Source organism: Streptomyces sp. P1-3 (genome assembly GCF_050613155.1).
In the GTDB taxonomy this organism is placed as follows: Bacteria; Actinomycetota; Actinomycetes; order Streptomycetales; family Streptomycetaceae; genus Streptomyces.
Genome location: NZ_CP192512.1, coordinates 821,126 through 843,649, shown reverse-complemented (window position 1 = coordinate 843,649; position 22,524 = coordinate 821,126). Strand labels below are relative to the sequence as shown.

Below are 22,524 nucleotides of genomic sequence, written 5' to 3'. Positions count from 1 at the left end.
GGGCCTTTCGGTGGGCGTGTCTGTGCCCACACCCTGGCAGAGCCCACTCTTAGAACCTTCTTAGGAGCGCATGCGGGTCGGCTCAAGGAGGGCGGCGCCGCGGCCCGCCTGCCGTCGGGTTCCCGGTGCGGCGGACGTTCCGTCAGGCCGGGGACATCACCTCTTAGAGATTCCGGGTCCACGTCGAAGTCCAGGTGGTGTCCTTCGGGCTCCGGCGAGATCTGGCGTCGCGTCACCCGGTAGCCCGTAACGCCGCGCCCCCCGGGCCCGTAACGTCGCTCAGGGGATCCCCCCAGCGTCAGCCTCCGTCGCCCGGCTGGCAGCGAGGGCACCAGACGGTGCCGCGGCCGCCGATCCGCGTCCGGCGCAACGGACCGTCGCAGCGCGGGCACGCGGGGTCGGGCGCGTCGCGCCGCCCGGTCAGCCACGACGGGCGGTCCGGTACCCGCCCGGCCCGTACCGAGGACCGCAGTACGCCGCGCATCTCGCGGTACAGCCGTCGGCGTTCGTCCTCGTCCAGGGCCATGGCCGCGCGCCCCGGAGCGATGCCTGCGCGCCACAGGATCTCGTCCGCGAGGAGGTTCCCGAGTCCGGCGAGCGCGGACTGGTCGGTCAGCACGGTCTTGACCCGTGCGCGCCGCCCGGCCAGCAGCGACCCGAACGCCTCACGGTCCACCGACAGCGCGTCGGGCCCCAGCCGCGCGGTGACGCGTTCGACGTCCGCCTCGGAGTCGGCCAACCGCAGCCCCTGGAGCTTGCGCTGGTCGCGGTAGCGCACCTGATGGTCGTCGTCCAAGGTCAGCACCACACGGTCGTGCCGGTGCCCGGGGTCGCCGGCGGAGCAGCAGAGCAGCTCGCCCGTCATCCCGAAGTGCAGCAGCACGGAGGGTCCGTCCGTACGGGCGATGAGCCACTTGCCGAGCCGCTCGGGCTCCCGCAGCCGGCGGCCCTCCAGCGCACGGCGCAGCCGCCGCGCGCTCACCCCGCGCAGCACACCCGGGTCGGCCCGCTCCACACGCGTCACACGCCGCCCCCGCCCACAGGAGTCCAGCACCCGCCGATACCCCTCGACGTCCGGTAGCTCGGGCATGCCGTGACCGTATCCCGCCACGGCCCGGACGGCCTCCCGGCGGCCGGTGCGCATGCCACGCGGGGTGGTCCCGCGGTCGGCGAGGCGGCATGCGGGGCGCCCTGCGGTGAGCGGTGCTGTCCCGCGGCGGGTACTGCGCCACCGCAGGACAGCCCCCGGGCCCGGCACGGTGGCCGGTCGGCGGCGCCGCGCCGGGCCTCGTGCGGCTGCCGGGTTGCCGTGCGCCGGGCCCCGTGGAGTCGCCGGGTTGCCGCGCACCGGGCCACGTGGGGGTGCCGGGTTGTCGCGCGCCGGGCCACCTGAGGCCGCCGGGCTGCCGCCGTGCCCGGCTCGGCCACCTCCGCGCGCCCTGGCCGGCCGAGTGCCGCCGCGACCGGGGCCGTCGCCAGGCCGCCGCCGTTGGGCTGGCGCCGCGGCGGCGGCGCGACGTTCACCGCTTGCGGTAGCCGTACGCCTCCCCGGCCGCAGCCGCGACCGTCGCCAGGTCCGCGCCCGCCGAGGCCGTGGCGACCGCGGCCACCGCCCCCTCGACGAAGGGGGCGTCCACCAGCCGGGCGCCCTCCGGCAGTTCGCCGCCCTCGGCGAGCAGCGCCTTCACCGTCAGCACCGCGCTGCCCATGTCCGCCAGGATCGCGACGCCCGCGCCCCGGTCGACCGCGTGGGCCGCCTCGGCGATCAGCTTCGCGCTGGTGCCCAGGCCGCCGTCCGGAGTGCCTCCGGCGGGCGCCACTGGGGCCGTCGTACCGCCGCCCGCCAGTCCGGCGGCCAGCTCGGCGACGGCCGCGGCCACCGCCGCGCTGTGCGCGACCAGCACCACCCCTACCAGCCTCTCCGTCCGATCCCCCGCGTCCGTCCCACTCACTGTCCCGGCCCCCTCCGCCGTCCCCTCCGTCGCGTTCACCGTGCCGCCCCCTCTGTCCCTTCCGCCGTCCCCTCCGCCACCTCCGCCAGCGTCGCGAAGAGCAGCGCGGAGGAGGTCGCGCCCGGGTCCTGGTGGCCGATGCTGCGCTCGCCCAGATAGCTGGCCCGGCCCTTGCGCGCCTGGAGCGGTACGGTCGCGAGCGCGCCGTCCGAGGCCGCCGCCTCCGCCGCCGCGAACGACTCGCCCAGTGCCTCGACCCCCGGGACCAACGCGTCCAGCATCGTCTTGTCGCCGGGTGCCGCGCCGCCCAGTTGGGCGACCGCGTCCGCCCCGGCGCGCAGCGCGTCCCGCAGCTCCGCGCGGCCGACCGCCTCGTCATCGCCGAGTGCCTTGCCCGCGCGCCGCAGCAGCGTTCCGTACAGCGGCCCCGACGCGCCGCCCACCGTCGAGATCAGCTGCCGCCCGGCCAGGACCAGGACGGCGCCGGGCGTGGCGGGCTGCTCCTTCTCCAGGACGGCGCACACGGCCCGGAAGCCGCGCTGCATGTTGGTGCCGTGGTCGGCGTCGCCGATCGCCGCGTCCAGTTCGGTGAGCCGGTCCGCCTCCCGCTCCACGGCGGCGGTCGCCGCGCTCATCCAGCGCCGGAAGAAGTCGACGCGGTACGGCCTCTCACCGGCGGAACCCCTGTCGCTCACAGATGGTCCTCCTTGGTCTCTGCGGTCCGTTCGGTCTCCGCGGTCCGCTCGGCCGCCGTGGTCCGTTCGGTCTCCGTGGTCCGCTGACGACAGCGTACGCACCCGTTCAACACCCCCACCGGAGTCCGGCGGTGCGCACGGGGGCGTCCCACAGCCGCAGCAGTTCCTCGTCGGCCTGGCACAGCGTCACCGAGGCGCCCGCCATGTCCAGCGAGGTGACGTAGTTCCCGATGAGGGTGCGGACCACCGGAACGCCCCGTTCGGCCAGTACCCGGTGGACCTCCGCGTTGAAGCCGTACAGCTCCACCAGCGGTGTCGCGCCCATGCCGTTGACCAGGAGCAGCACCGGGCTGTCCGGCCGGAGGTCCGCCAGCACCGTGTCCACCGCGACGTCCGCGATCTCGTGCGAGGTCATCATGGCGCGCCGCTCCCGGCCCGGCTCACCGTGGATGCCGATGCCCAGCTCCAGCTCCCCGGCCGGGAGGTCGAAGGTGGGACTGCCCTTGGCCGGGGTGGTGCACGCGCTCAGCGCCACGCCGAAGCTGCGGGCCGACTCGTTGACCTGACGGGCGATGGCCTCGACCCGCTCCAGCGGCGCGCCCTCCTCGGCCGCCGCGCCCGCGATCTTCTCCACGAACAGCGTCGCGCCGGTGCCCCGCCGGCCCGCCGTATAGAGGCTGTCCATGACCGCCACATCGTCGTTGACCAGCACCTTGGCGACCTGGATGCCCTCGTCCTCGGCCAGCTCGGCGGCCATGTCGAAGTTGAGGACGTCGCCCGTGTAGTTCTTGACGACGAACAGCACGCCCTTGCCGCTGTCCACGGCCGCCGCGGCACGCACCATCTGGTCCGGCACCGGCGAGGTGAAGATCTCGCCGGGGCAGGCGGCGTCGAGCATGCCGTGCCCCACGAAGCCGCCGTGCAGCGGCTCGTGCCCGGAGCCGCCGCCGGAGACCAGCGCCACCTTCCCCGCGACCGGTGCGTCGCGCCGCACGATCACCCGGTTCTCGACGTCGACGGTCAGCTCGGGGTGGGCCGCGGCCATGCCGCGCAGGGCGTCGGGGACCACGGTCTCGGGCACGTTGATCAACATCCGCATGGATACCTCCCGGGTCTGGGGCGGGGCCCCCAGTATCGATCTGCGGCGGCTTCGCCGCCCCCGCACGGCCCTTCCCTCTTGGTGGAACACGTTCTACCGTGCCCCTCCCCGCCCACCGCCGCGGCGGACGCGAGAGCAAGACGTGAGCAAGACGCGAGCCAAAGACGCGCGCGAAACGCGAGAGGAATGGGAGGCGCCGTGCACCTCGCCTACACGCCCGAGCAGCAGCGGCTACGCGCCGAACTGCGTGCCTACTTCGCCGAACTCGCCCCCGACGACCGCGCCCCCACCACCGACCGCGCCGCGCAGAAGCGCTTCTACCGCGCCACCATCCGCCGCCTGGGCGCCGACGGGTGGCTGGGCGTCGGCTGGCCGCGGGAGTACGGCGGGCGCGGCCTGACCCCGCTGGAGCAGTTCATCTTCTTCGACGAGGCGGCACAGGCGGGCGTGCCGCTGCCGCTGATGGCGCTCAACACCGTCGGCCCCACCCTGATGCGGTTCGGCACCGACGAGCAGAAGGCGTACTTCCTGCCGCGTGTCCTCTCCGGCGAGATCGACTTCGCGATCGGCTACAGCGAACCCGACGCGGGCACGGACCTGGCCTCCCTCAAGACCCGTGCCGTACGCGAGGGCGACACCTACCGCGTCAACGGCCAGAAGACGTGGACCACGAACGGCGACACGGCCGACTGGGTGTGGCTCGCGGTCCGCACCGACCCGGACGCGCCGCCGCACAAGGGCATCAGCCTCCTGCTGGTACCGACCACCGACCCCGGCTACTCCTGCACCCCCATCACCACCCTCGCCTCCCACGACACCACCGCCAGCTACTACGAGGACATCCGGGTCCCGGTCACCCGCCGCGTCGGCGCGGAGAACGAGGGCTGGCGCATGATCACCACCCAGCTCAACTACGAGCGCGTCACGCTCGCCGCGCACGGTTCCATGGCCATCCGCGCCCTGCGCGGCGTCCAGCACTGGGCCGCCGGCACCCGGCTCGCCGACGGCCGGCGCGTCATCGACCTGGGCTGGGTGCGCGCCCGGCTGGCCCGCACCCACGCCCGCCTGGACGCCATGAGACTGCTCAACTGGCAGATGGTCGACGCCCTCCAGCGCGACGCGCTCACCCCGCAGGACGCCTCCGCCGCCAAGGTGTACGGATCCGAGGCGCGCCGGGACGCGTACGCCTGGCTGATGGAGGTCCTCGGCGCGGCCGGTCCGCTGAAGGAGGGGTCGGCGGGCGCGGTTCTCCACGGCGAACTGGAGCGCGGCTACCGCAGCAGCGTCGTCTTCACCTTCGGCGGCGGCAACAACGAGGTGCAGCGGGAGATCATCTCCTGGATCGGCCTGGGGATGCCGAGGGTCCGCCGGTGAGCCCGTGAGCCGACGGAGGTAGGGGGCTACCGCCGCGCGAGGGCGGCCAGCGCGGCGTCGAGGTCCGCGGCCCGGGGGCGGTTGTGCGGCAGCTTGGCGAGTACGGCGGCCAGGCCGCAGGTGTCGCTGACCGCCGAGTAGACCAGCCCGGCACCGATCCCCGCGGAGAGCAGCCGCCAGGCGGGCCGGCGCAGGCCCAGGCCGAGGCCGGTGAGGACGACGGCGCCGGCGGTGAACCGGACCTGGCGCTCCATCGACCAGGTGGTCCGGCCGGCGGCGGCCGGGCGGTGCAGGTCGTAACCGCGGTCCGCCCAGGCGCTGGTGCCGCCGGTGAGCGACGCGGCCGCCACGCCGTGCTCGGCCAGGGTCCGGCGGGCGTCCTCGGATCGGGCGCCGGACGCGCAGACCACGAGGAGGTCGCTCCGGTCGGCGGCCGCTTTGAGCGCGGGCAGCGCGCGGGGGAGTTGGCCGAGGGGGATGTTGAGGGCGCCGGGCAGGTGCCCGGCGGCGTACTCGCCGGGCGTGCGGACGTCGATGACGGTCAGGCCGGGGAGGCGGGTGCGGGTCTGCTCGGTGTCGAGGGCGCTGGGCACGCTCATGGAGTGTCGTCCTTCATGGAGTGTCGCCCTTGGTCGTTCCGTGGGCGGAGGGGGCGTGGGAGTGAGCCGTACGAGCCGCGGGGAGGGAGCCGGGCACCCGTGAGGGATACCCGCGAGGGTATACGCGGTACCGGGCTGGACACCGGACGTACGACCCGCCGCCGATACCCTGACCCGAGCCGTCTACAAGCCGCGCGCGCAGGCAGCCATACTGGACAGTCGGACCAGCCGGTAGGGAAGGGGCTCCGCGCGGCATCGTATGAGGGCGGTGGCGGGCCATGGACGGAGAAGAGACGGGGGCGGGGCCGGAGCATGGCGGACACCAGGCTGATCCAGGGCCGGTACCGGCTGCTCGAACTGATCGGGCGCGGCGGAATGGGCGAGGTGTGGCGGGCCCGGGACGAGTCACTCGGCCGCCGGGTGGCCGTGAAGTGCCTCAAGCCCAGGGGCCAGAGCCATGCCCCGTCGTTCCTCGGCGTCCTGCGCGAGCGGTTCCGCCGCGAGGCGCGGGTGGCGGCCGGGCTCCAGCACCGGGGTGTGACGGTGGTGCACGACTTCGGCGAGGACGACGGCGTGCTGTTCCTGGTGATGGAGCTGCTGGACGGGCGCAACCTCAGCCAGCTGCTGGAGGACCACGAACAGGGGCCGCTGCCGGTGGCGGACGTGGTGGACATCGCCGACCAGGTCGCGGGCGCTCTCGCCTACACCCACGGGCAGGGCATCGTGCACCGCGACCTGAAACCCGCGAACATCATGCGGCTGACCGACGGCGACGTGAAGATCTGCGACTTCGGCATCGCCCGCCTCGGCCACGACATCGGGTTCACCGCCCGGCTCACCGGACCCGGCGCCGGTATGGCCATGGGCACGCCGCACTACATGTCGCCCGAACAGATCGAAGGCGCGTCCATCGACCACCGCAGCGATCTGTACTCGCTGGGCTGCGTGCTGTACGAGCTGGCCACCGGGGCCCCGCCGTTCGACCTTGGCGACACCTGGTCCATCATCGTCGGCCACCGCGAGACCGCGCCGGTGCCGCCGCGCCGGCACCGCCCCGAGCTGTCCGAGCCGTTCGAGGGGATCATCCTCGACCTGCTCGCCAAGGAGCCGGAGGGCCGGCCCAAGGACGCCGCCGACATCGTCCGGCGGATCGCCGGGAGCCGCGCCGCCGGCCGGACGCGTGGGGCCGACGTCCTGGTGGGCGCCGCGCGCGGCGGGGCGGCGGACCTGTCGGCGGGTCCCACCGTACTGATGGACCGTCACGAGGGTGCCGGAGGCGGTCACCGTGCCCGCCGTCCCGACCCCCGGGCGACGGCGGGTCCGGCCGAAGGGCCGGCGCCCGACCGCCTGCCGGGCTGGGCGCGGGAGATGACCACCGGCGCCAAGGCCGACGGCGCCCGCACCGCGCACATCGCCGTCCCCGAACCCCAACTGAACGGGCTGACCGGCGCGTGGACCGGACACGTCGCCGCGTACCCGGGGCCGGCCGTGCCCGACCCGTCGGCCGCGCACCCCACGCCCTCCTCGCCGTCGTCCCAGGAGTCCGCCACTCCGCCGCGGACCCCCGCCCGCCCGCCGCACGCGCCCGCCACCCCGCCGCGGCCGCCGGCCACCCCGCCGCCCGCGGCGGCGTCCGGCGCGCCGGACGGGCTGGCCGAGCGGCACCAGGCCGGGCTCGCCCTGGCCCGGCAGGGCCGCTGGGCGGAGGCGGAGCGGGTGCACCGGGAGGTGGCGGCCGCGCGTGCCCAGGTGCTGGGCCCCGACCACCCCGACACTCTGGCCAGCCGGTACGAAGTCGCCTTCACGCTCGGCGGGCTCGGCCGCCCGGACGCGGCGCTGCGCGAGTACGGGCAGGTCGCCGAGGCCCGCGAGCGGGTGCTGGGCCCCGACCACCCGGACACCCTGGCGGCCCGTCAGGAGAGCGCGTACGTCCTCGGCCAGCTGGGGCGCCACGGGGCTGCCTACGAGATCTACTCCGCCGTGCTCGCCGCCCGCGAGCGCACCACGGGCGCCGACCATCCGGACACCCTGCGCTGCCGGCACAACCTCGCCTTCACCCTGGGGCGGTTGGGGCGGGTCGCGGACTCGTACCGTACGGCCTGCGAGGTGGCGGCCGCGCGCGCCCGCGTGCTCGGCGCGGACCACCCGGACACGCTCGTCACCCGGTACGAGGTGGCGTACGCGCTCGGCCGGCTCAACCGCTGGCCGGAGGCGCTGCGGACCTACCAGGAGGTGGCGGCCGCGCGCGCCCGGGCGCTGGGCCCCGACCACCCGGACACGCTCGCCGCCCGGTACGAGGTCGGCATCAGCCTGGGCCGGCTGGGCGAGTGCGCCGAGGCGCTGAAGCTCTACCGCGAACTCGTCGACGACCGTACCCGCGCGCAAGGGCCGACCGACCCCGAGACGCTGCGCGCCCGGCACGGCCTGGGCGTCAACCTCGGCCGCCTCAGCCGCTGGGAGGAGGCGCTGGCCGAGGCCCGCGAGGTGTGCGCGGTCCGCGAGCGGATCCTGGGCCCCGACCACCCCGACACCCTGGTCAGCCGCCGCGAGGTCGCCGTGGGGCTGGGCTGGCTGGGCCGCTGGGCCGACGCCCTCACCCTGTACCAGCAGGTCGCCCGCGCCCGGGAGCGGGTGCTGGGGAGCGGCCACCCCGACACGGTCACCAGCCGTACGGACGAGGCGCAGTGCCTGGAGCAGCTGGGCCGGGTGGAGGAGGCCGCGGAGCTCTACCGCCGCGCGGCAGCGGCCGCCCGCCCGGGCCGCCCGCACCGCTAGCCGGTGCCGGGTGGTGGGGTGCCTGCGGCGAACTTGCTCCCCTACCCGCCCCTTCCCGAACCGGGGCAAGCCCCCCGGCCCCCTTGTCCTCGAGCCCCCGGACGGGCTGGAAAGCCCGTCCGGGGGCCGAAGTCGGCCCCAGTGGGTCGCGAGCGACGCCGCGCGCCGCGCCGCAGCGCGCCAGCGGCGCGGCGCCGACCCGGCGCCTGGGGTCCAGGGCGCAGCCCCGGTTCACGCGGCGGAGCCGCGCGGGGTCTGGGGCAGAGCCCCCCACGCGGCGGAGCCGCAGATCCGACTGTGGCGGGAAGGGGCGGGGAGGGGCAAGGTGAGAGCCATGACCCGCACCCAGGCAACAGACGCGTACGACGCCGTCATCGTCGGCGGCGGCCACAACGGACTCGTCGCCGCCGCCTACCTCGCCCGCGCGGGACGCAGCGTCCTCGTCCTGGAGCGCCTGGACCGCACCGGCGGCGCGGCCGTCTCCGCCCGCCCCTTCACCGGGGTCGACGCCCGGCTCTCCCGGTACTCCTACCTGGTCAGCCTGCTGCCGCGGCGGATCGTACAAGACCTGGGGCTGCGCCTCACGCTGCGCAAGCGCGCAGTGTCCTCGTACACCCCGGCCGTGCGCGGCGGCCGGGCCACCGGGCTGCTGGTCCACCACGACCAGGCGCGCACCCGGGCCGCGTTCGCCCGGCTGACCGGTTCCGACCGGGAGTTCACGGCCTGGCAGCGCTTCTACGGCATGACCCGGCACGTCGCCGAACGGGTCTTCCCCACTCTCACCGAACCGCTGCCCACCCGCGCCGAGCTGCGCGCCCGGATCGGCGACGACGCGGCGTGGGAGGCGCTGTTCGAGCGGCCACTGGGGGAGGCCGTCGAAGCGGCGTTCACGGACGACCTGGTCCGCGGCGTGGTGCTCACCGACGCGCTGATCGGTACGTTCACCCACGCCCACGACCCGTCGCTGCGCCAGAACCGCTGCTTCCTGTACCACGTCATCGGCGGCGGCACCGGCGACTGGGACGTCCCCGTTGGCGGCATGGGGGCGCTGACGGACGCGCTGGCCGACGCCGCGCGGGCGGCGGGCGCGCGGATCGTCACCGGCCGCGAGGTGACGGCCATCGCCACCGACGGTACGACGGCGGAGGTGACGTACCGGGAGACCGGCGCTGATGGGGAGGCCGTGGTGGCGGCCCGTCAGGTGCTGGTCAACGCCGCGCCGCAGGCGCTGGCCGACCTGCTGGGCGAGGAGCGCCCCGAACCCGCCGCCGAAGGCGCTCAGCTCAAGGTCAACATGCTGCTGCGCCGGCTGCCGCGGCTGCGGGACGCGGACACCGACCCGCGCGAGGCGTTCGCCGGGACGTTCCACGTCGCCGAGGGGTACGGGCAGTTGGCGGACGCGTACCGGCAGGCGGCGGCGGGCGCGCTGCCGTCCGCACCGCCGTCGGAGATCTACTGCCACTCGCTGACCGATCCCACCATCCTGGGGCCCGATCTGGTCGAGCGCGGCTATCAGACGCTGACCCTCTTCGGGCTGCACACGCCCGCCCGGCTCTTCGCGCACGACAACGACGCCGTCCGCGAGGAGCTGCTGAAGTCGACCCTCGCGCAGCTGGACGCGCACCTCGCGGAGCCGATCGCGGACTGCCTGGTCACCGACGCGGACGGTCGGCCGTGCATCGAGGCGAAGACCCCGCTCGACCTGGAGCGCGACCTGCGGCTGCCCGGCGGCAACATCTTCCACCGCGAGCTCGACTTCCCCTACGCCCAGGAGGGCGCCGGGCGGTGGGGCGTGGCGACCGGGCACGCCAACGTCCTGCTGTGCGGCGCGGGCGCCGTCCGCGGCGGCGGGGTGAGCGGCGTCCCCGGCCGCAACGCGGCGATGGCCGCCCTCGAAGCGCTCGGCGGTGCTCCCGGCGATCACGACCGAGGGCTGGGATAGGCTCGGCGGCGATGACTTCTCGTCGTGGGCACGGCAGTCCCACCTTCACCGAGCAGGCCCGCCGCCGGCAGATCATCGAGTGCACCATCGACCTGATCTCCACGAAGGGCTATCCGGCGACCTCGCTGTCGGCCATCGCCGGGCAGGCGGGCATCTCCAAGGCCGCGGTGCTCTACCACTTCTCGTCCAAGGACAACCTCACGCAGGCGACCCTGGACCACGTCCTGGAGCGGTTCCTCGCGCACGTCGCCGAGCGGGTCGAGCGGGAGCCCGACCCGCGCTCCGCGCTCGTCGCCTACGTCCGGGCCATGATCGGCTACCAGCAGGCGAACCGCCGCCACGTGCGCGTGATCACCGAGATGCTGCTGGACGACAGCGGCGGCACCCGGCTCAAGAACCCCGGCGGCCACGACACGGCGGGCCGCTGGAACGGCCTCGCCGAGCTGCTGGCGGCGGGCCAGCGCGCCGGCCGCTTCCGGGAGTTCGACACGCGGACGACGGCCCTGGCCGTCGGCGGGGCGATCGACGGGGTCATCGCCCACTGGCTCGCCCACCCCGACCTCGACCTGGACGCCGCGGCGGACGAGCTGGAGACGTTCACCCTGAACGCCGTCGAGCGGCGCTAGGCCGCGCCCGGTGGACCGCGGCGGAGGCGCCACGACCCATCGGAAGACGCGTCAGCGCTCCATCGGCAGACGCGTCAGCGCTGTCGGCGCCGTGCGAACGCCGGGGCGTGTTCCGGCCGTACGCCGATCCCGCCCAGGTACCCCGTGACCGTCCGCAGCGCCGGAACGCTCCGCAGCAGCCGGAGTGGCACCGGCAGCCGGTCGCCTCGGAGCGTGCCTTCCAGCGCCGGGCGCAGCAGCATCTCGTGCTCGCCCAGCTGCGACTTCTGCGTGACGGCCGTCGGCAGCCGGCGCCGCTTCTGCACTCGGGCCAGGTCACGCGGTCCGATCCTGCCCGCACGCAGCGGCCCGGCGAGCAGCCGGGCGGCCGCGACCGCGTCCTGCACGGCCAGGTTGACGCCGACGCCGCCGACCGGCGACATGATGTGCGCGGCGTCCCCGATGCACAGCAGGCCGTCCCGGTACCAGCGCGGCAGCCGCCCCATCGTGACCTCCAGGAGCTTCACGTCGTCCCAGGACCGGATGGCGCTCGTCGCCTCGCGGTCCCAGCCCAGCAGTCCGCCGAGCCGGTCGCGGAACCAGTCGATCCCGTGCGCGCGGAGCTGCTCGTCCGAGCCTTTCCTGATGAGGTAGGAGGTCTGGTAGTAGTCGCCGCGGTCCATCGTGGCGGCGACCTGGCCGTCGCGCACGCTGAGGAAGACCCTGCTGTCCTTGGCCTCGTCGCGCCGGGCCGGGACCCGTACCTGCCAGACGTCCATGGGCACGTCGAAGTACTCGGGAACGAGCCCGGCCTGGCGGCGCGTCAGTGAGTCGCGGCCGTCGCACGCGACGGTGAGATCGGCCGCCAGCTCGCCGGGCCTGCCGTCCCCGTCGACGTAATGGACCCCCGTGACCCGACCGGTGCCCTTGTCTGTACGCAGCCCTGTGACCGCCGTCCGCATGCGCAGGGTGAACGAAGGCTCCTCGGCCGCCGCGCCCGCCAGCAGATCGAGGAAGTCCCACTGCGGGACCATCGCGATGTACTTGTGGCGGCCGGGGATGTGCCGCAGATCGCCCGCGACGACGGTGACGCCGTCGATGTGCATCCGCATGTCCTGGAGCCTGCGCGACGGGAGCCGCGCGAACCGTTCCCCGAGGCCGAGTTCGTCCAGCAGCCGCAGTGTCGACGGGTGGACGGTGTCGCCGCGGAAGTCCCGCAGGAAGTCCCCGTGCTTCTCCAGCACCGTCACCGCGACACCGGCCCGCGCCAGCAGCAGCCCGAGCATCATGCCCGCCGGGCCGCCGCCCACCACACAGCAGGTCGTGCGCTCCATGCTTCCCCCTCACTCGTAGCGTACGCCTCCAGGCTAACCGATCGGTCAGACAACTGACCGATCGGTTAGCCAGAGAGATCTGACAATGCGTCAGAAAGTCTCTTCCCTCGCCCGCGCGGCTGCGGCATCCTGCGCCCATGCAGACGGAGCTGAGCAGAAGGCTGGGCGTCGAGCACGCCATCGTCGGCTTCACCCCGTTCCCCGCGGTCGCCGCGGCGATCACCCGGGCGGGCGGCCTCGGCGTCCTCGGCGCCGTCCGCTACAGCGCGCCCGAGGACCTCGCCCGCGACCTGGACTGGATGCAGGCCCACACCGACGGCAAGCCGTACGGACTCGACGTCGTCATGCCCGCGCGGCGGGCGCACGGTGTCACCGAGGCCGACGTCGAGGCGATGATCCCCGACGGGCACCGGCAGTACGTCAGGGACATGCTCGCGAAGTACGGCGTCCCCGAACTCGCCGAGGGGGAGGCGTCCGGCTGGCGGATCACCGGCTGGATGGAGCGGGTCGCCCGCTCCCAGCTCGACGTCGCCTTCGACTACCCGATCACGCTGCTCGCCAACGCGCTCGGCTCACCGCCCGCCGACGTCATCGCCCGCGCCCACGGCCAGGGCGTGCTCGTCGCCGCGCTCGCGGGCAGCGCCCGGCACGCCCGCAAGCACGCGGAGGCGGGCATCGACATCGTCGTCGCCCAGGGCTACGAGGCGGGCGGGCACACCGGGGAGATCGCCTCGATGGTGCTGACCCCCGAGGTCGTCCGGGCCGTCGACCCGCTGCCCGTCCTCACCGCGGGCGGGATCGGCACCGGCGACCAGATCGCCGCCGCCTTCGCCCTCGGCGCCCAGGGCGTCTGGCTCGGTTCCCTCTGGCTGACCTGCGAGGAGGCCGAGCTGCACTCCGACGTGCTGACCGCCAAACTGCTCGCGTCCAGCTCCGGCGACACCGTCCGCTCCCGCGCGCTGACCGGCAAGCCCGCCCGCCAGCTGCGCACGGCGTGGACCGAGGCCTGGGACGACCCGGCGGGCCCCGGCCCGCTGCCGATGCCGCTGCAAGGGCTGCTCGTCGCCGAGGCCGTCTCCCGCATCCAGAAGTACGAGGTGGAGCCGCTGCTGGGCACGCCGGTGGGGCAGATCGTCGGCCTGATGACCTCCCGGCGCCCCGTCCAGGCCGTCGTCGACGACCTGACCAGCGGATTCGAGCGTGCCATCGACCGCGTCAACCGCGTCGCCGGACGGCTGGAGGAGGACTGAGATGACCAGCGCACCCCAGGGCTTCTGGGCCCAGGCGGCCGCCGACCCCGACCGTACGGTGGTGATCGCACCGGACGGTACCCCGTGGTCCGCCGCCCGTCTGCACGCCGACTGCAACCGGCTCGTCGGGGGCCTGCGCGCGGCCGGACTGCGGCCGGGCGACGCCTTCGCCGCCGTACTGCCCAACGGAGTCGAGCTCCTGACCGCCTATCTTGCCGCCACCCAGGCCGGGTTCTATCTGGTCCCCGTCAACCACCACCTGGTCGCACCCGAGATCGCCTGGATCGTCGCCGACTCGGAGGCCAAGGCCCTCATCGCACACGAGCGGTACGCGGACGCCGCCACCGGCGCCGCGGACGCGGCCGGACTGCCCGCCGCCCACCGCTACGCCGTCGGCCAGGCGCCCGGCTTCCGGCCGTACGCCGCGCTGCTGGACGGGCAGCCGGGGACCCCGCCCGCCGACCGCACCCAGGGCTGGGTCATGAACTACACCTCCGGCACCACCGGCCGCCCGCGCGGCATCCGCCGCCCGCTGTCCGGCCGGCCCCCCGAGGCCAGCCATCTCGGGGGCTTCCTCGGGTTCTTCGGCATCCGGCCGTTCGACGACAACGTCCACCTGGTCTGCTCGCCGCTCTACCACACCGCCGTCCTGCAGTTCGCGGGCGCTTCGCTGCACATCGGCCACCGGCTGGTGCTCATGGACGGCTGGGCACCCGAGGAGATGCTGCGGCTGATCGACACCCACCGCTGCACCCACACCCACATGGTCCCCACCCAGTTCCACCGGCTCCTCGCGCTCCCGGAGCGGACCCGGCGGGCGTACGACGTCTCGTCGATGCGCCACGCCATCCACGGCGCCGCGCCCTGCCCCGACCACGTCAAACGGGCGATGATCGACTGGTGGGGCCCGTGCGTCGAGGAGTACTACGCGGCCAGCGAGGGCGGCGGCGCGTTCGCCACCGCGGCGGACTGGTTGAAGAAGCCCGGCACGGTGGGCAGGGCCTGGCCGGTCAGCGAACTGGCCGTCTTCGACGACGACGGGAACCGGCTGCCGCCGGGCGAGGCGGGCACGGTCTACATGAAGATGACCACCGGCGCCTTCACCTACCACAAGGACGAGGCCAAGACCCGCAAGAACCGCATCGGCGACTTCTTCACCGTCGGCGACATCGGCGTCCTCGACGACGACGGCTACCTCTACCTCCGCGACCGCAAGATCGACATGATCATCTCCGGCGGGGTCAACATCTACCCCGCTGAGATCGAGGCCGCGCTCCTGACCCACCCCGCCGTCGCCGATGCCGCGGCCTTCGGCGTCCCCGACGACGACTGGGGCGAGCAGGTCAAGGCCGTGGTGGAACCGGCCCCGGGCCACCCGCCCGGCCCCGGCCTGGCCGCCGATCTGCTCGCCCACTGCGCCGGGCTGCTGGCGCGCTACAAGTGCCCCCGGTCCGTCGACTTCGTCACCGAGATGCCGCGCGATCCCAACGGCAAGCTCTACAAACGCCGGTTGCGCGACCCGTACTGGCAGGGGCGCGAACGTCCCGTATGACGCCGCCTCCTCCTCGCCGTGCCGCCGGGCTACGCTGCCCGGAAACGACGTGGAAGGACCCCGCCCGTGCGCCTGAACCGCCTCTTCCGCCGTGCGCTGCTCGCCGCGACCACCGCCGCCGTCCTGGCCACCGGGGCGACGGGCGCGCTCGCCGCCCCGGCCGGTGCCCCGCACCGCCCGGCCGCCGCCGGCCATCCGTACCAGGACCTGCTGCCGTTCGCCGACCTGTCCGCCCAGCGGCTGCTGACCGCCGATCAGGTCGCCGCCGCGAAGTGGGGCACCGACAGCCCCATCGACGACCCGGCCCGGGAGCGGCAGGTCCTGGAGGCCGTCGCGCGGCAGGCCGTGGAGCTGGGCGCCGACCCGGAGGCCACCGTACGGATCTTCCGCGACCAGATCGAGGCGAACAAGGTCGTCCAGCGCGCCCTGCACCGGCAGTGGGCGGCGGACCCGGACAGCGCCCCCACCGAGCGGCCGGACCTGTCGCAAGTACGGCAGGAGATCAACCGCGTCAACGGCGAACTGGTGCGCGCCATCGCGGCCTCGGCCACCGCCCGCACCGCCCGCGCCTGCCCCGCCCTGCTGACCGCGGGCGCCGTGCGCGTCGCCCACGCCCGGGACCTGGACGCTCTGCACGGGCTGGCACTGGCCCGTGCGCTGCCTTCGGTGTGCGAACGCGCGTAACAGCCGCCCCGGGCCGCAGCGGCTACGGCTCGTACACGTACGGCGTGGTCGTGGCCAGCGGCTCGAAGCCGAGCCGCCGCAGGATCGGGCGGCTCTGGCTGGAGGCGTCGACCTGGAGGAAGCGGTAGCCGCGGTCCGCCGCGATACGGGTGCGAAAGGCCACCAGGGCCCGATAGACGCCCCGCCCGCGCCACTCCGCCAGCGTGCCCCCACCCCACAGGCTCGCGAAGTCGGTGCCGGGGTGCAGCTCCATCCGGGCCGCGCTCACCGGCACCTCGCCTGCCATGGCGACGACGGCCGCGACCGTGTCGGGCCGCCCGGCCAGTTGGGCGAGCAACTGGTCGGTGAAGCGGGAGCTGTCCGTGCCGAACGCCTTCTCGTGGACCTCCGTCACCAGGTCCACCCCGGCCGGGTCGGTCACCGGGCGCAGCCGCACCCCCTCGGGCAGGTCGATGGCGGTGGGCAGGTCGCGCACCTCGGCGACCATCAGGGTCTCCTGGGGCTCCGGCGCGAAACCGGCCGCCCGCAGCCGTCCGGCCAGGTCGTCCGGCCGGTCGTGACCGTACAGCTTCCACTCGAAGGCGCGCCCGAGCGAGGTGAAGTACCCCACCTGGGCCGCGATGGCCGCGTCCGCGGTCGCCTCGTCCAGGCCGGACCAGAGGACTCCGTTCCAGCCGTGCTCCCCGTCGACCTGCCGGACCACGCCGCCCACCCGCTCGACTCGCGCGTCCGGGCCGTCGGCCCGCGCGCCCTCCCGCATCTGCCGGTCGAACAGCGCCAGCACCTCATCACGATTCATCCGCCCACACCAGCATCGCGGCGATGCGGCGGCAACCGCATTTCGCCCGATCCGGATCGGCTGTGGCGGGTCACCCCGGCGCGTCCCGGAGGACGCCGCCCGCCCAGCGGTAGTCCGCCTTGCCGCTGGGGGAGCGCTGGATGCGGTCGGTGAAGACGACCGTGCGCGGGATCTTGTAGCCCGCGAGCCGGTCGCGGCAGTGCGCCCGTACGGCCTCGGTGGTCAGCGGCTCGGCGTCGCGGCGCGGCTGGACGACCGCGGCCACGCGGCTGCCCCAGAGCGCGTCGGGAACGCCCGCCACCAGCGCGTCGTAGATGTCCGGATGGGCCTTCAGGGCCTCTTCGACCTCCTCCGGATACACCTTCTCGCCCCCGGTGTTGATGCACTGGGAGCCGCGGCCGAGCACGGTGACCACGCCGTCCGCGCCGACCGTGGCCATGTCGCCGAGCAGTACCCAGCGGTCGCCGTCCGCTTCGAAGAACGTCTCGGCGGTCTTCTCCGGGTCGTTGTAGTACCCGAGCGGTACGTGGCCGCGCCGCGCGATCCGGCCCGGTTCGCCCACGGGGACCGGCCGGTGCGTCGCCGGGTCGACCACCGTGGTGCGGGCGTCGACCCGCAGGCGGAAGCCGGTGCGCGGGCCGGAGTCGTCGGTGGCGGTGCCGTTGAACCCGGACTCGGAGGAGCCGAAGTTGTTCAGCACCGTGACATGCGGCAGCAGCGCGGTGAACCGTTCCCGTACGGTCTCCGACAGCACCGCGCCGGAGCTGCTGACGGCGTACAGCGACGAGCAGTCGATGCCCCGGCACGGCCCGGCCAGCGCGTCGATCAGCGGGCGCAGCATCGCGTCACCGACCAGCGACACGCTGGTGACCCGCTCCCTGGCCACCGTACGCAGCACCTCCGCAGGTGCGTACCGGCGGTGCAGGACGACCTTTTGGCCGTAGTCGAAGGCGATGAAGGAGGTGAGGGTGGAGGTGCCGTGCATCAGCGGGGGAGCGGGGAAGAAGACCAGGCCCTCGCCGCCCGCCGCGACCCGCGCGGCCAGCTCCTCGGGGCGGCCGACCGGTTCGCCGGTCGGCGCTCCGCCGCCCAGCCCGGCGAAGAACAGGTCCTCCTGCCGCCACACCACGCCCTTGGGCAGGCCGGTGGTGCCGCCGGTGTAGATGATGAACCGGTCGTCGGCGGAGCGCCGGGCGAAGCCCCGGTCGGGTGCCCCCGACGCCTCGGCCTCGGCGAACGGCACCGCCTTCGGCGCCGGTTCGGGGGCGCCCGGCACCGGGTCGCCGACCCGGATGAGGTGCCGCAGGGTCCGGGCCCGAGGCGCGGCCGACGCCACCCGGCCGGTGAACTCGGCGTCGAAGACCAGCGCCGCCAGGTCCGCGTCCTGGTAGAGGTAGGCCAACTCGTCGGCGACGTACCGGTAGTTGATGTTGACCGGCACAGCACGGATCTTCAGGCAGGCCCAGACGGTCTGGAGATACTCGACCCCGTTGTACAGGTGCAGCCCCACATGCTCGCCGGCGCCGATCCCGGCCTCCCGCAGATGGTGGCCGAGCCGGTTGGCGGCCGTGTCGAGCTGCGCGTATGTCAGCCGGCGCTCCGCTCCGGTCCCGGGATGGTCGACGTAGACCAGGGCCTCACGGTCCGGGACCGTGTCCACGACCGACTCGAACAGATCGGCGAGGTTGTACTCCACGACACAACTCCTCTCCTCCTTGCCGGGCGGCGGGAGCGGGTCCGGCCGCCATTAGAGCGCCGGGCGCCGGTGGTGGGAAGGCCCCGCACCAAGGAATCTGACTAGGTGTCAGATATCTCTTGAAGTCGCACCCCGCCTCCTGCAATCTGTTCTGGATCCGAGGACGGGAGGCCCCATGGGCGGGACCGAGCACGTGACCGCGGTGCGGACCGGCGCGACACTGGTGATCACCCTGAACCGGCCGGAGGCCAGGAACGCCCTCTCCCTGCCCATGCTGGTCGGGCTGTACGACGCCTGGCTCGCCGCCGACGCCGACGACGCCGTACGGTCGGTCGTCCTCACCGGCGCGGGCGGCGCGTTCTGCTCCGGCATGGACCTCAAGGCGCTCGCCCACGGCGGGCGGCTCGAAGGGGACGACACCTGCCGGGAGCGGCTGCGGGCCGACCCCGACCTGCACTGGAAGGCGATGCTCCGCCACCACCGGCCGCGGAAGCCGGTGATCGCGGCCGTCGAGGGCCCCTGCGTCGCGGGCGGCACCGAGATCCTCCAGGGCACCGACATCCGCGTCGCCGGGCACGGCGCCACCTTCGGCCTCTTCGAGGTCCGCCGCGGCCTGTTCCCGATCGGCGGCTCCACGGTCCGCCTCGCCCGCCAGATCCCGCGCACCCACGCCCTGGAGATGCTGCTGACCGGCCGCCCGTACACCGCCGCCGAGGCCGAGCGGATCGGCCTCATCGGGCGGGTCGTGCCCGACGGTACGGCCCTGGACGCGGCACTGGAGACCGCCGAACTGGTCAATGCCAACGGGCCGCTGGCCGTCGAGGCCGTCAAGGCGTCGGTCTACGACACCGCCGAACTGACCGAGGCCGACGGGCTGGCGTTCGAACTCGAGCGGGGTTGGCCGCTGTTCGCCACCGCCGACGCCCAGGAGGGCTCCCGCGCCTTCACCGAGAAGCGCCCGCCCGTATACCGCCGGGCCTGACGGAAGGAGCCCCGAAGTGCCCGAAGCCCTCAGCGCTCCCCTGGTCGTGGAGTTCCCCTTCACCCGGTCCCTCGGCCCCGTACAGAGCGCCTTCCTCACCGGTCTGCGCGAACGCACCGTCCTGGGAGTGCGGACCGGCGACGGCCGGGTGCTGGTGCCGCCCGTCGAGTACGACCCGGTCACCGCCGAGGAACTGCGCGAGCTGGCCGAGGTCGCGCCCACCGGCACCGTCACCACCTGGGCCTGGAACCCGGCCCCGCGCCGCGGCCAGCCCCTGGCCACCCCGTTCGCCTGGGTGCTCGTCCGGCTGGACGGCGCCGACACCGCTCTGCTGCACGCCCTGGACGCGCCCGGCCCCGACGCGGTCCGCACCGGGCTGCGCGTCCGGATCCGCTGGGCGGCCCGGCGCACCGGCGCCATCACGGACATCGCCTGCTTCGAACCGTACGACGGGCCCGGTGGTGCTGAAGTCCGGGACCACGACGGCACGTTCGCGGACCCCGTCACCCGCATCACCGCCCCCGCCCGGCTCGACTACACCCACACACCCGGCCGGGCCCAGACCGGCTGGCTGCAGGCCCTCGCCGAGCACCGGACGATCGGCGAACGCTGCCCGGCCTGCCGCAAGGTCCACGTCCCGCCCCGCGGCGCCTGCCCCACCTGCGGCGTGGCCACCGCCGAAGCGGTCGAGGTCGGCCCGCGCGGCACCGTCACCACCTTCTGCGTCGTCGACATCAAGGCCCGCAACCTCGACATCGACGTGCCCTACGTCTACGCCCACATCGCCCTGGACGGCGCCGACCTCGCCCTCCACGGACGCGTCGGCGGCATCCCGTACGACCAGGTGCGGATGGGTCTGCGCGTGGAACCGGTGTGGACCGAGGGCGGCCGCTACCCCGACCACTACCGCCCCACGGGCGAACCCGACGCCGACTACGACAGCTACAAGGACCTGCTATGACGCGACAGGTGGCCGTCGTGGCCTTCGCGCAGACCGACCACCGGCGGCGCACCGGCGAACTGTCCGAAGTCGAGATGCTGATGCCCGTCCTGCACGACGTCCTGGACCGGGTCGGCCTGGCGGCCCGGCAGATCGACTTCACCTGCTCCGGCTCCGCCGACTACCTCGCGGGCCGCGCCTTCTCCTTCACCATGGCCCTCGACGGCGTCGGCGCCTGGCCGCCCATCGCCGAGTCCCACGTCGAGATGGACGGGGCGTGGGCGCTGTACGAGGCGTGGGTCAAGCTCCTCACCGGCCAGGCGGACACCGCGCTGGTGTACGGCTACGGCAAGTCGTCACCCGGTGACCTGCGCGAGGTGCTGACCCGCAGCCTCGACCCGTACTACCTCGCCCCGCTGTGGCCCGACCCGGTCGCGCTCGCCGCCCTCCAGGCCCAGGCGCTCATCGACGCCGGGGAGACCGACGAACCCGCCCTGGCCCGGATCGCCGCCCGCAACCGCGCCGCCGCCGCCGGCAACCCGCACGCGCAACTGGCCGGTGACGTACCCATGGGCGACTACGTCGTACGGCCGCTGCGCACCGGGGACTGCCCGCCCGTGAGCGACGGCGCCGCCGCCGTCGTCCTGGCCGCCGACGACACGGCCCGCGCGCTGTGCGACCGACCCGCCTGGATCCGCGGCATCGACCACCGCATCGAGCCGCACGCCCTGGGGGTACGGGACCTGACCGCGTCCCCCTCGACCCGGCTGGCCGCCGAGCGGGCGGGCGCTTTCGCGGCGCCCGCCGACACCGCCGAGATCCACGCGCCGTTCACCGCGCAGGAGGTGATCCTGCGCCGGGCCCTGCGGCTGGCCGACGAGACCGCGGTCAACCCGTCCGGCGGCGCGCTGGCGGCCAACCCGCTGATGGCCACCGGACTGATCCGGATCGGCGAGGCCGCCTCCCGGATCCACCGCGGCGACGCCCACCGGGCCCTGGCCCACGCCACGTCGGGTCCGTGCCTCCAGCACAACCTGGTGGCGGTACTGGAAGGGGACGAAGGGGTGGGGTCATGAGCAAGGAGCCCGTGGCCGTCGTCGGGATCGGCCAGACCGAGCACCGGGCCGCCCGCGTGGACGTCTCGATCGCGGGCCTCGTCCGCGAGGCCGCCCGGCGCGCCCTGGACGACGCCCAGACGGGATGGGCCGACATCGACGCCGTCGTGATCGGGAAGGCCCCCGACTTCTTCGAGGGCGTGATGACGCCCGAGCTGTATCTGGCCGACGCGCTCGGCGCCGTGGGCAAGCCCATGCTGCGGGTGCACACCGCGGGCTCGGTCGGCGGCTCCACCGCGCTCGTCGCCGCCGACCTGGTCGCCGCCCGCCGCCACCGCACCGTCCTGGCCGTCGCCTTCGAGAAGCAGTCCGAGTCCAATGCCATGTGGGGGCTCTCCCTGCCCGTCCCCTTCCAGCAGCCGCTGCTGGCCGGAGCGGGCGGCTTCTTCGCCCCGCACGTGCGGGCCTACATCCGGCGCACCGGCGCTCCGCCGGGCATCGGCGCCCTCGTGGCCTACAAGGACCGCCGCAACGCCCTGAAGAACCCGTACGCCCACCTGCACGAGAAGGACCTCACCCTGGAGAGGGTGCGGGCGTCCCCGATGCTGTGGGACCCCATCCGCTACTCCGAGACCTGCCCCTCGTCCGACGGCGCGTGCGCGCTGGTCCTCACCGATCGCGCGGGCGCCGCCCGCTCGCCGCACCCGCCCGCGTGGCTGCACGGCGGTGCCATGCGCAGCGAGCCGACGCTCTTCCCGGGCAAGGACTTCGTCTCGCCCAGGGCGGGCCGGGACTGCGCCGCCGCCGTCTACCGGCAGGCGGGCGTCACCGACCCCCGGCGGGAGATCGACGTGGTCGAGATGTACGTGCCGTTCAGCTGGTACGAGCCGATGTGGCTGGAGAACCTCGGCTTCGCCGTCCCCGGCGAGGGCTGGAAGCTCACCGAGTCCGGCGCCACCGCGCTCGACGGCGACCTGCCCGTGAACCCCTCCGGCGGGGTGCTGTCCACCAACCCCATCGGGGCCTCGGGCATGCTGCGCTTCGCCGAGGCCGCGCTCCAGGTGCGCGGCCGGGCGGGCGCGCACCAGGTCGACGGCGCCCGCACCGCCCTCGGCCACGCCTACGGCGGGGGCGCGCAGTTCTTCGCCATGTGGCTGGTCGGCGCGGCCCCGCCCGGCGGGTGACGGGTGG

Annotated in this window: 19 protein-coding genes; 11 read left to right on the top strand and 8 right to left on the bottom strand. The window is 74.5% G+C overall.

Going from position 1 to position 22,524, the window contains the following annotated elements; all coding sequences use genetic code 11:
• Nucleotides 1-298: 298 nt before the first annotated feature.
• The 4 genes from ACQUSR_RS03565 to dhaK all read right to left on the bottom strand — a co-directional run bounded on the left by ACQUSR_RS03565 (nt 299) and on the right by dhaK (nt 3,746).
• Nucleotides 299-1,090, bottom strand: a complete 792-nt coding sequence (locus tag ACQUSR_RS03565) for an Fpg/Nei family DNA glycosylase (protein ID WP_431041054.1) — start codon at nt 1,088-1,090, stop codon at nt 299-301.
• A gap of 430 nt (nt 1,091-1,520) precedes the next feature.
• On the bottom strand, nt 1,521-1,952 hold the full coding sequence (locus tag ACQUSR_RS03560; protein WP_431041053.1) for a PTS-dependent dihydroxyacetone kinase phosphotransferase subunit DhaM: 432 nt from the start codon (nt 1,950-1,952) through the stop codon (nt 1,521-1,523).
• Nucleotides 1,953-1,987: 35 nt separating this feature from the next.
• On the bottom strand, nt 1,988-2,587 hold the full coding sequence (gene dhaL, locus ACQUSR_RS03555) for a dihydroxyacetone kinase subunit DhaL (protein WP_431047347.1): 600 nt from the start codon (nt 2,585-2,587) through the stop codon (nt 1,988-1,990).
• A 166-nt stretch (nt 2,588-2,753) separates the two neighbouring features.
• Nucleotides 2,754-3,746 (bottom strand): dihydroxyacetone kinase subunit DhaK, encoded by a 993-nt coding sequence (dhaK, locus tag ACQUSR_RS03550; RefSeq protein WP_431041051.1) that lies wholly within the window; start codon nt 3,744-3,746, stop codon nt 2,754-2,756.
• A gap of 198 nt (nt 3,747-3,944) precedes the next feature.
• Between dhaK and ACQUSR_RS03545 the strand changes: the two genes are divergently transcribed.
• Nucleotides 3,945-5,120: an acyl-CoA dehydrogenase family protein gene (locus ACQUSR_RS03545; protein ID WP_431041050.1), complete on the top strand. Its 1,176-nt coding sequence runs from the start codon at nt 3,945-3,947 to the stop codon at nt 5,118-5,120.
• Between the two features lie 26 nt (nt 5,121-5,146).
• Here the strand turns inward: ACQUSR_RS03545 and ACQUSR_RS03540 are convergent, their stop codons facing one another.
• A complete protein-coding gene (locus ACQUSR_RS03540; protein ID WP_431041049.1) occupies nt 5,147-5,719 on the bottom strand; it encodes a rhodanese-like domain-containing protein in 573 nt (190 codons plus the stop codon).
• A gap of 312 nt (nt 5,720-6,031) precedes the next feature.
• Here ACQUSR_RS03540 and ACQUSR_RS03535 point away from each other — a divergent pair, with 312 nt between their 5' ends.
• The 3 genes from ACQUSR_RS03535 (at nt 6,032) to ACQUSR_RS03525 (ending at nt 11,062) form a co-directional block, all read left to right on the top strand.
• Nucleotides 6,032-8,494 carry a tetratricopeptide repeat protein gene (locus ACQUSR_RS03535; RefSeq protein ID WP_431041048.1) on the top strand — a complete coding sequence of 821 codons (2,463 nt, stop codon included), beginning with the start codon at nt 6,032-6,034 and terminating at the stop codon, nt 8,492-8,494.
• A 334-nt stretch (nt 8,495-8,828) separates the two neighbouring features.
• On the top strand, nt 8,829-10,436 hold the full coding sequence (locus ACQUSR_RS03530) for a phytoene desaturase family protein (RefSeq protein ID WP_431041047.1): 1,608 nt from the start codon (nt 8,829-8,831) through the stop codon (nt 10,434-10,436).
• Nucleotides 10,437-10,447: 11 nt separating this feature from the next.
• The gene (locus ACQUSR_RS03525) at nt 10,448-11,062 is read left to right on the top strand and encodes a TetR/AcrR family transcriptional regulator (protein ID WP_431041046.1); all 615 of its coding nucleotides are present in this window, start codon (nt 10,448-10,450) and stop codon (nt 11,060-11,062) included.
• Between the two features lie 74 nt (nt 11,063-11,136).
• Here the strand turns inward: ACQUSR_RS03525 and ACQUSR_RS03520 are convergent, their stop codons facing one another.
• On the bottom strand, nt 11,137-12,375 hold the full coding sequence (locus ACQUSR_RS03520; protein ID WP_431041045.1) for an FAD-dependent oxidoreductase: 1,239 nt from the start codon (nt 12,373-12,375) through the stop codon (nt 11,137-11,139).
• Between the two features lie 137 nt (nt 12,376-12,512).
• Here ACQUSR_RS03520 and ACQUSR_RS03515 point away from each other — a divergent pair, with 137 nt between their 5' ends.
• From ACQUSR_RS03515 to ACQUSR_RS03505, 3 genes are all read left to right on the top strand, one after another.
• Nucleotides 12,513-13,625: an NAD(P)H-dependent flavin oxidoreductase gene (locus ACQUSR_RS03515; RefSeq protein WP_431041044.1), complete on the top strand. Its 1,113-nt coding sequence runs from the start codon at nt 12,513-12,515 to the stop codon at nt 13,623-13,625.
• A 1-nt stretch (nt 13,626) separates the two neighbouring features.
• Nucleotides 13,627-15,177: an acyl-CoA synthetase gene (locus ACQUSR_RS03510; RefSeq protein ID WP_431041043.1), complete on the top strand. Its 1,551-nt coding sequence runs from the start codon at nt 13,627-13,629 to the stop codon at nt 15,175-15,177.
• A gap of 66 nt (nt 15,178-15,243) precedes the next feature.
• The gene (locus tag ACQUSR_RS03505) at nt 15,244-15,861 is read left to right on the top strand and encodes a chorismate mutase (protein WP_431041042.1); all 618 of its coding nucleotides are present in this window, start codon (nt 15,244-15,246) and stop codon (nt 15,859-15,861) included.
• A gap of 22 nt (nt 15,862-15,883) precedes the next feature.
• Here the strand turns inward: ACQUSR_RS03505 and ACQUSR_RS03500 are convergent, their stop codons facing one another.
• Nucleotides 15,884-16,660 carry a GNAT family N-acetyltransferase gene (locus ACQUSR_RS03500; protein WP_431041041.1) on the bottom strand — a complete coding sequence of 259 codons (777 nt, stop codon included), beginning with the start codon at nt 16,658-16,660 and terminating at the stop codon, nt 15,884-15,886.
• A gap of 70 nt (nt 16,661-16,730) precedes the next feature.
• A complete protein-coding gene (locus ACQUSR_RS03495) occupies nt 16,731-18,356 on the bottom strand; it encodes an acyl-CoA synthetase (RefSeq protein ID WP_431041040.1) in 1,626 nt (541 codons plus the stop codon).
• 175 nt (nt 18,357-18,531) lie between these two features.
• On the opposite strand from ACQUSR_RS03495, the gene ACQUSR_RS03490 reads away from it, so the two are divergent.
• The 4 genes from ACQUSR_RS03490 to ACQUSR_RS03475 are packed head-to-tail and all read left to right on the top strand — an operon-like array spanning nt 18,532 to nt 22,517.
• Nucleotides 18,532-19,338, top strand: coding sequence for a crotonase/enoyl-CoA hydratase family protein (locus tag ACQUSR_RS03490; RefSeq protein ID WP_431041039.1), 807 nt, complete (start codon nt 18,532-18,534; stop codon nt 19,336-19,338).
• A 16-nt stretch (nt 19,339-19,354) separates the two neighbouring features.
• On the top strand, nt 19,355-20,299 hold the full coding sequence (locus ACQUSR_RS03485) for a Zn-ribbon domain-containing OB-fold protein (RefSeq protein ID WP_431041038.1): 945 nt from the start codon (nt 19,355-19,357) through the stop codon (nt 20,297-20,299).
• Nucleotides 20,296-21,354, top strand: coding sequence for a thiolase domain-containing protein (locus ACQUSR_RS03480; protein ID WP_431041037.1), 1,059 nt, complete (start codon nt 20,296-20,298; stop codon nt 21,352-21,354). The genes ACQUSR_RS03485 and ACQUSR_RS03480 overlap by 4 nt, the downstream gene beginning before the upstream one ends.
• A complete protein-coding gene (locus ACQUSR_RS03475) occupies nt 21,351-22,517 on the top strand; it encodes a thiolase domain-containing protein (RefSeq protein ID WP_431041036.1) in 1,167 nt (388 codons plus the stop codon). The genes ACQUSR_RS03480 and ACQUSR_RS03475 overlap by 4 nt, the downstream gene beginning before the upstream one ends.
• The last annotated feature ends 7 nt before the right edge of the window (nt 22,518-22,524 follow it).

Coding starts and splice junctions, on each gene's coding strand:
- ACQUSR_RS03565 (WP_431041054.1), bottom strand. CDS start 1,090: ATGCCCGAGCTACCGGACGTCGAGGGGTATCGGCGGGTGCTGGACTCC.
- dhaL (WP_431047347.1), bottom strand. CDS start 2,587: ATGAGCGCGGCGACCGCCGCCGTGGAGCGGGAGGCGGACCGGCTCACC.
- dhaK (WP_431041051.1), bottom strand. CDS start 3,746: ATGCGGATGTTGATCAACGTGCCCGAGACCGTGGTCCCCGACGCCCTG.
- ACQUSR_RS03540 (WP_431041049.1), bottom strand. CDS start 5,719: ATGAGCGTGCCCAGCGCCCTCGACACCGAGCAGACCCGCACCCGCCTC.
- ACQUSR_RS03535 (WP_431041048.1), top strand. CDS start 6,032: ATGGCGGACACCAGGCTGATCCAGGGCCGGTACCGGCTGCTCGAACTG.
- ACQUSR_RS03530 (WP_431041047.1), top strand. CDS start 8,829: ATGACCCGCACCCAGGCAACAGACGCGTACGACGCCGTCATCGTCGGC.
- ACQUSR_RS03525 (WP_431041046.1), top strand. CDS start 10,448: ATGACTTCTCGTCGTGGGCACGGCAGTCCCACCTTCACCGAGCAGGCC.
- ACQUSR_RS03520 (WP_431041045.1), bottom strand. CDS start 12,375: ATGGAGCGCACGACCTGCTGTGTGGTGGGCGGCGGCCCGGCGGGCATG.
- ACQUSR_RS03515 (WP_431041044.1), top strand. CDS start 12,513: ATGCAGACGGAGCTGAGCAGAAGGCTGGGCGTCGAGCACGCCATCGTC.
- ACQUSR_RS03510 (WP_431041043.1), top strand. CDS start 13,627: ATGACCAGCGCACCCCAGGGCTTCTGGGCCCAGGCGGCCGCCGACCCC.
- ACQUSR_RS03500 (WP_431041041.1), bottom strand. CDS start 16,660: ATGAATCGTGATGAGGTGCTGGCGCTGTTCGACCGGCAGATGCGGGAG.
- ACQUSR_RS03490 (WP_431041039.1), top strand. CDS start 18,532: ATGGGCGGGACCGAGCACGTGACCGCGGTGCGGACCGGCGCGACACTG.
- ACQUSR_RS03480 (WP_431041037.1), top strand. CDS start 20,296: ATGACGCGACAGGTGGCCGTCGTGGCCTTCGCGCAGACCGACCACCGG.
- ACQUSR_RS03475 (WP_431041036.1), top strand. CDS start 21,351: ATGAGCAAGGAGCCCGTGGCCGTCGTCGGGATCGGCCAGACCGAGCAC.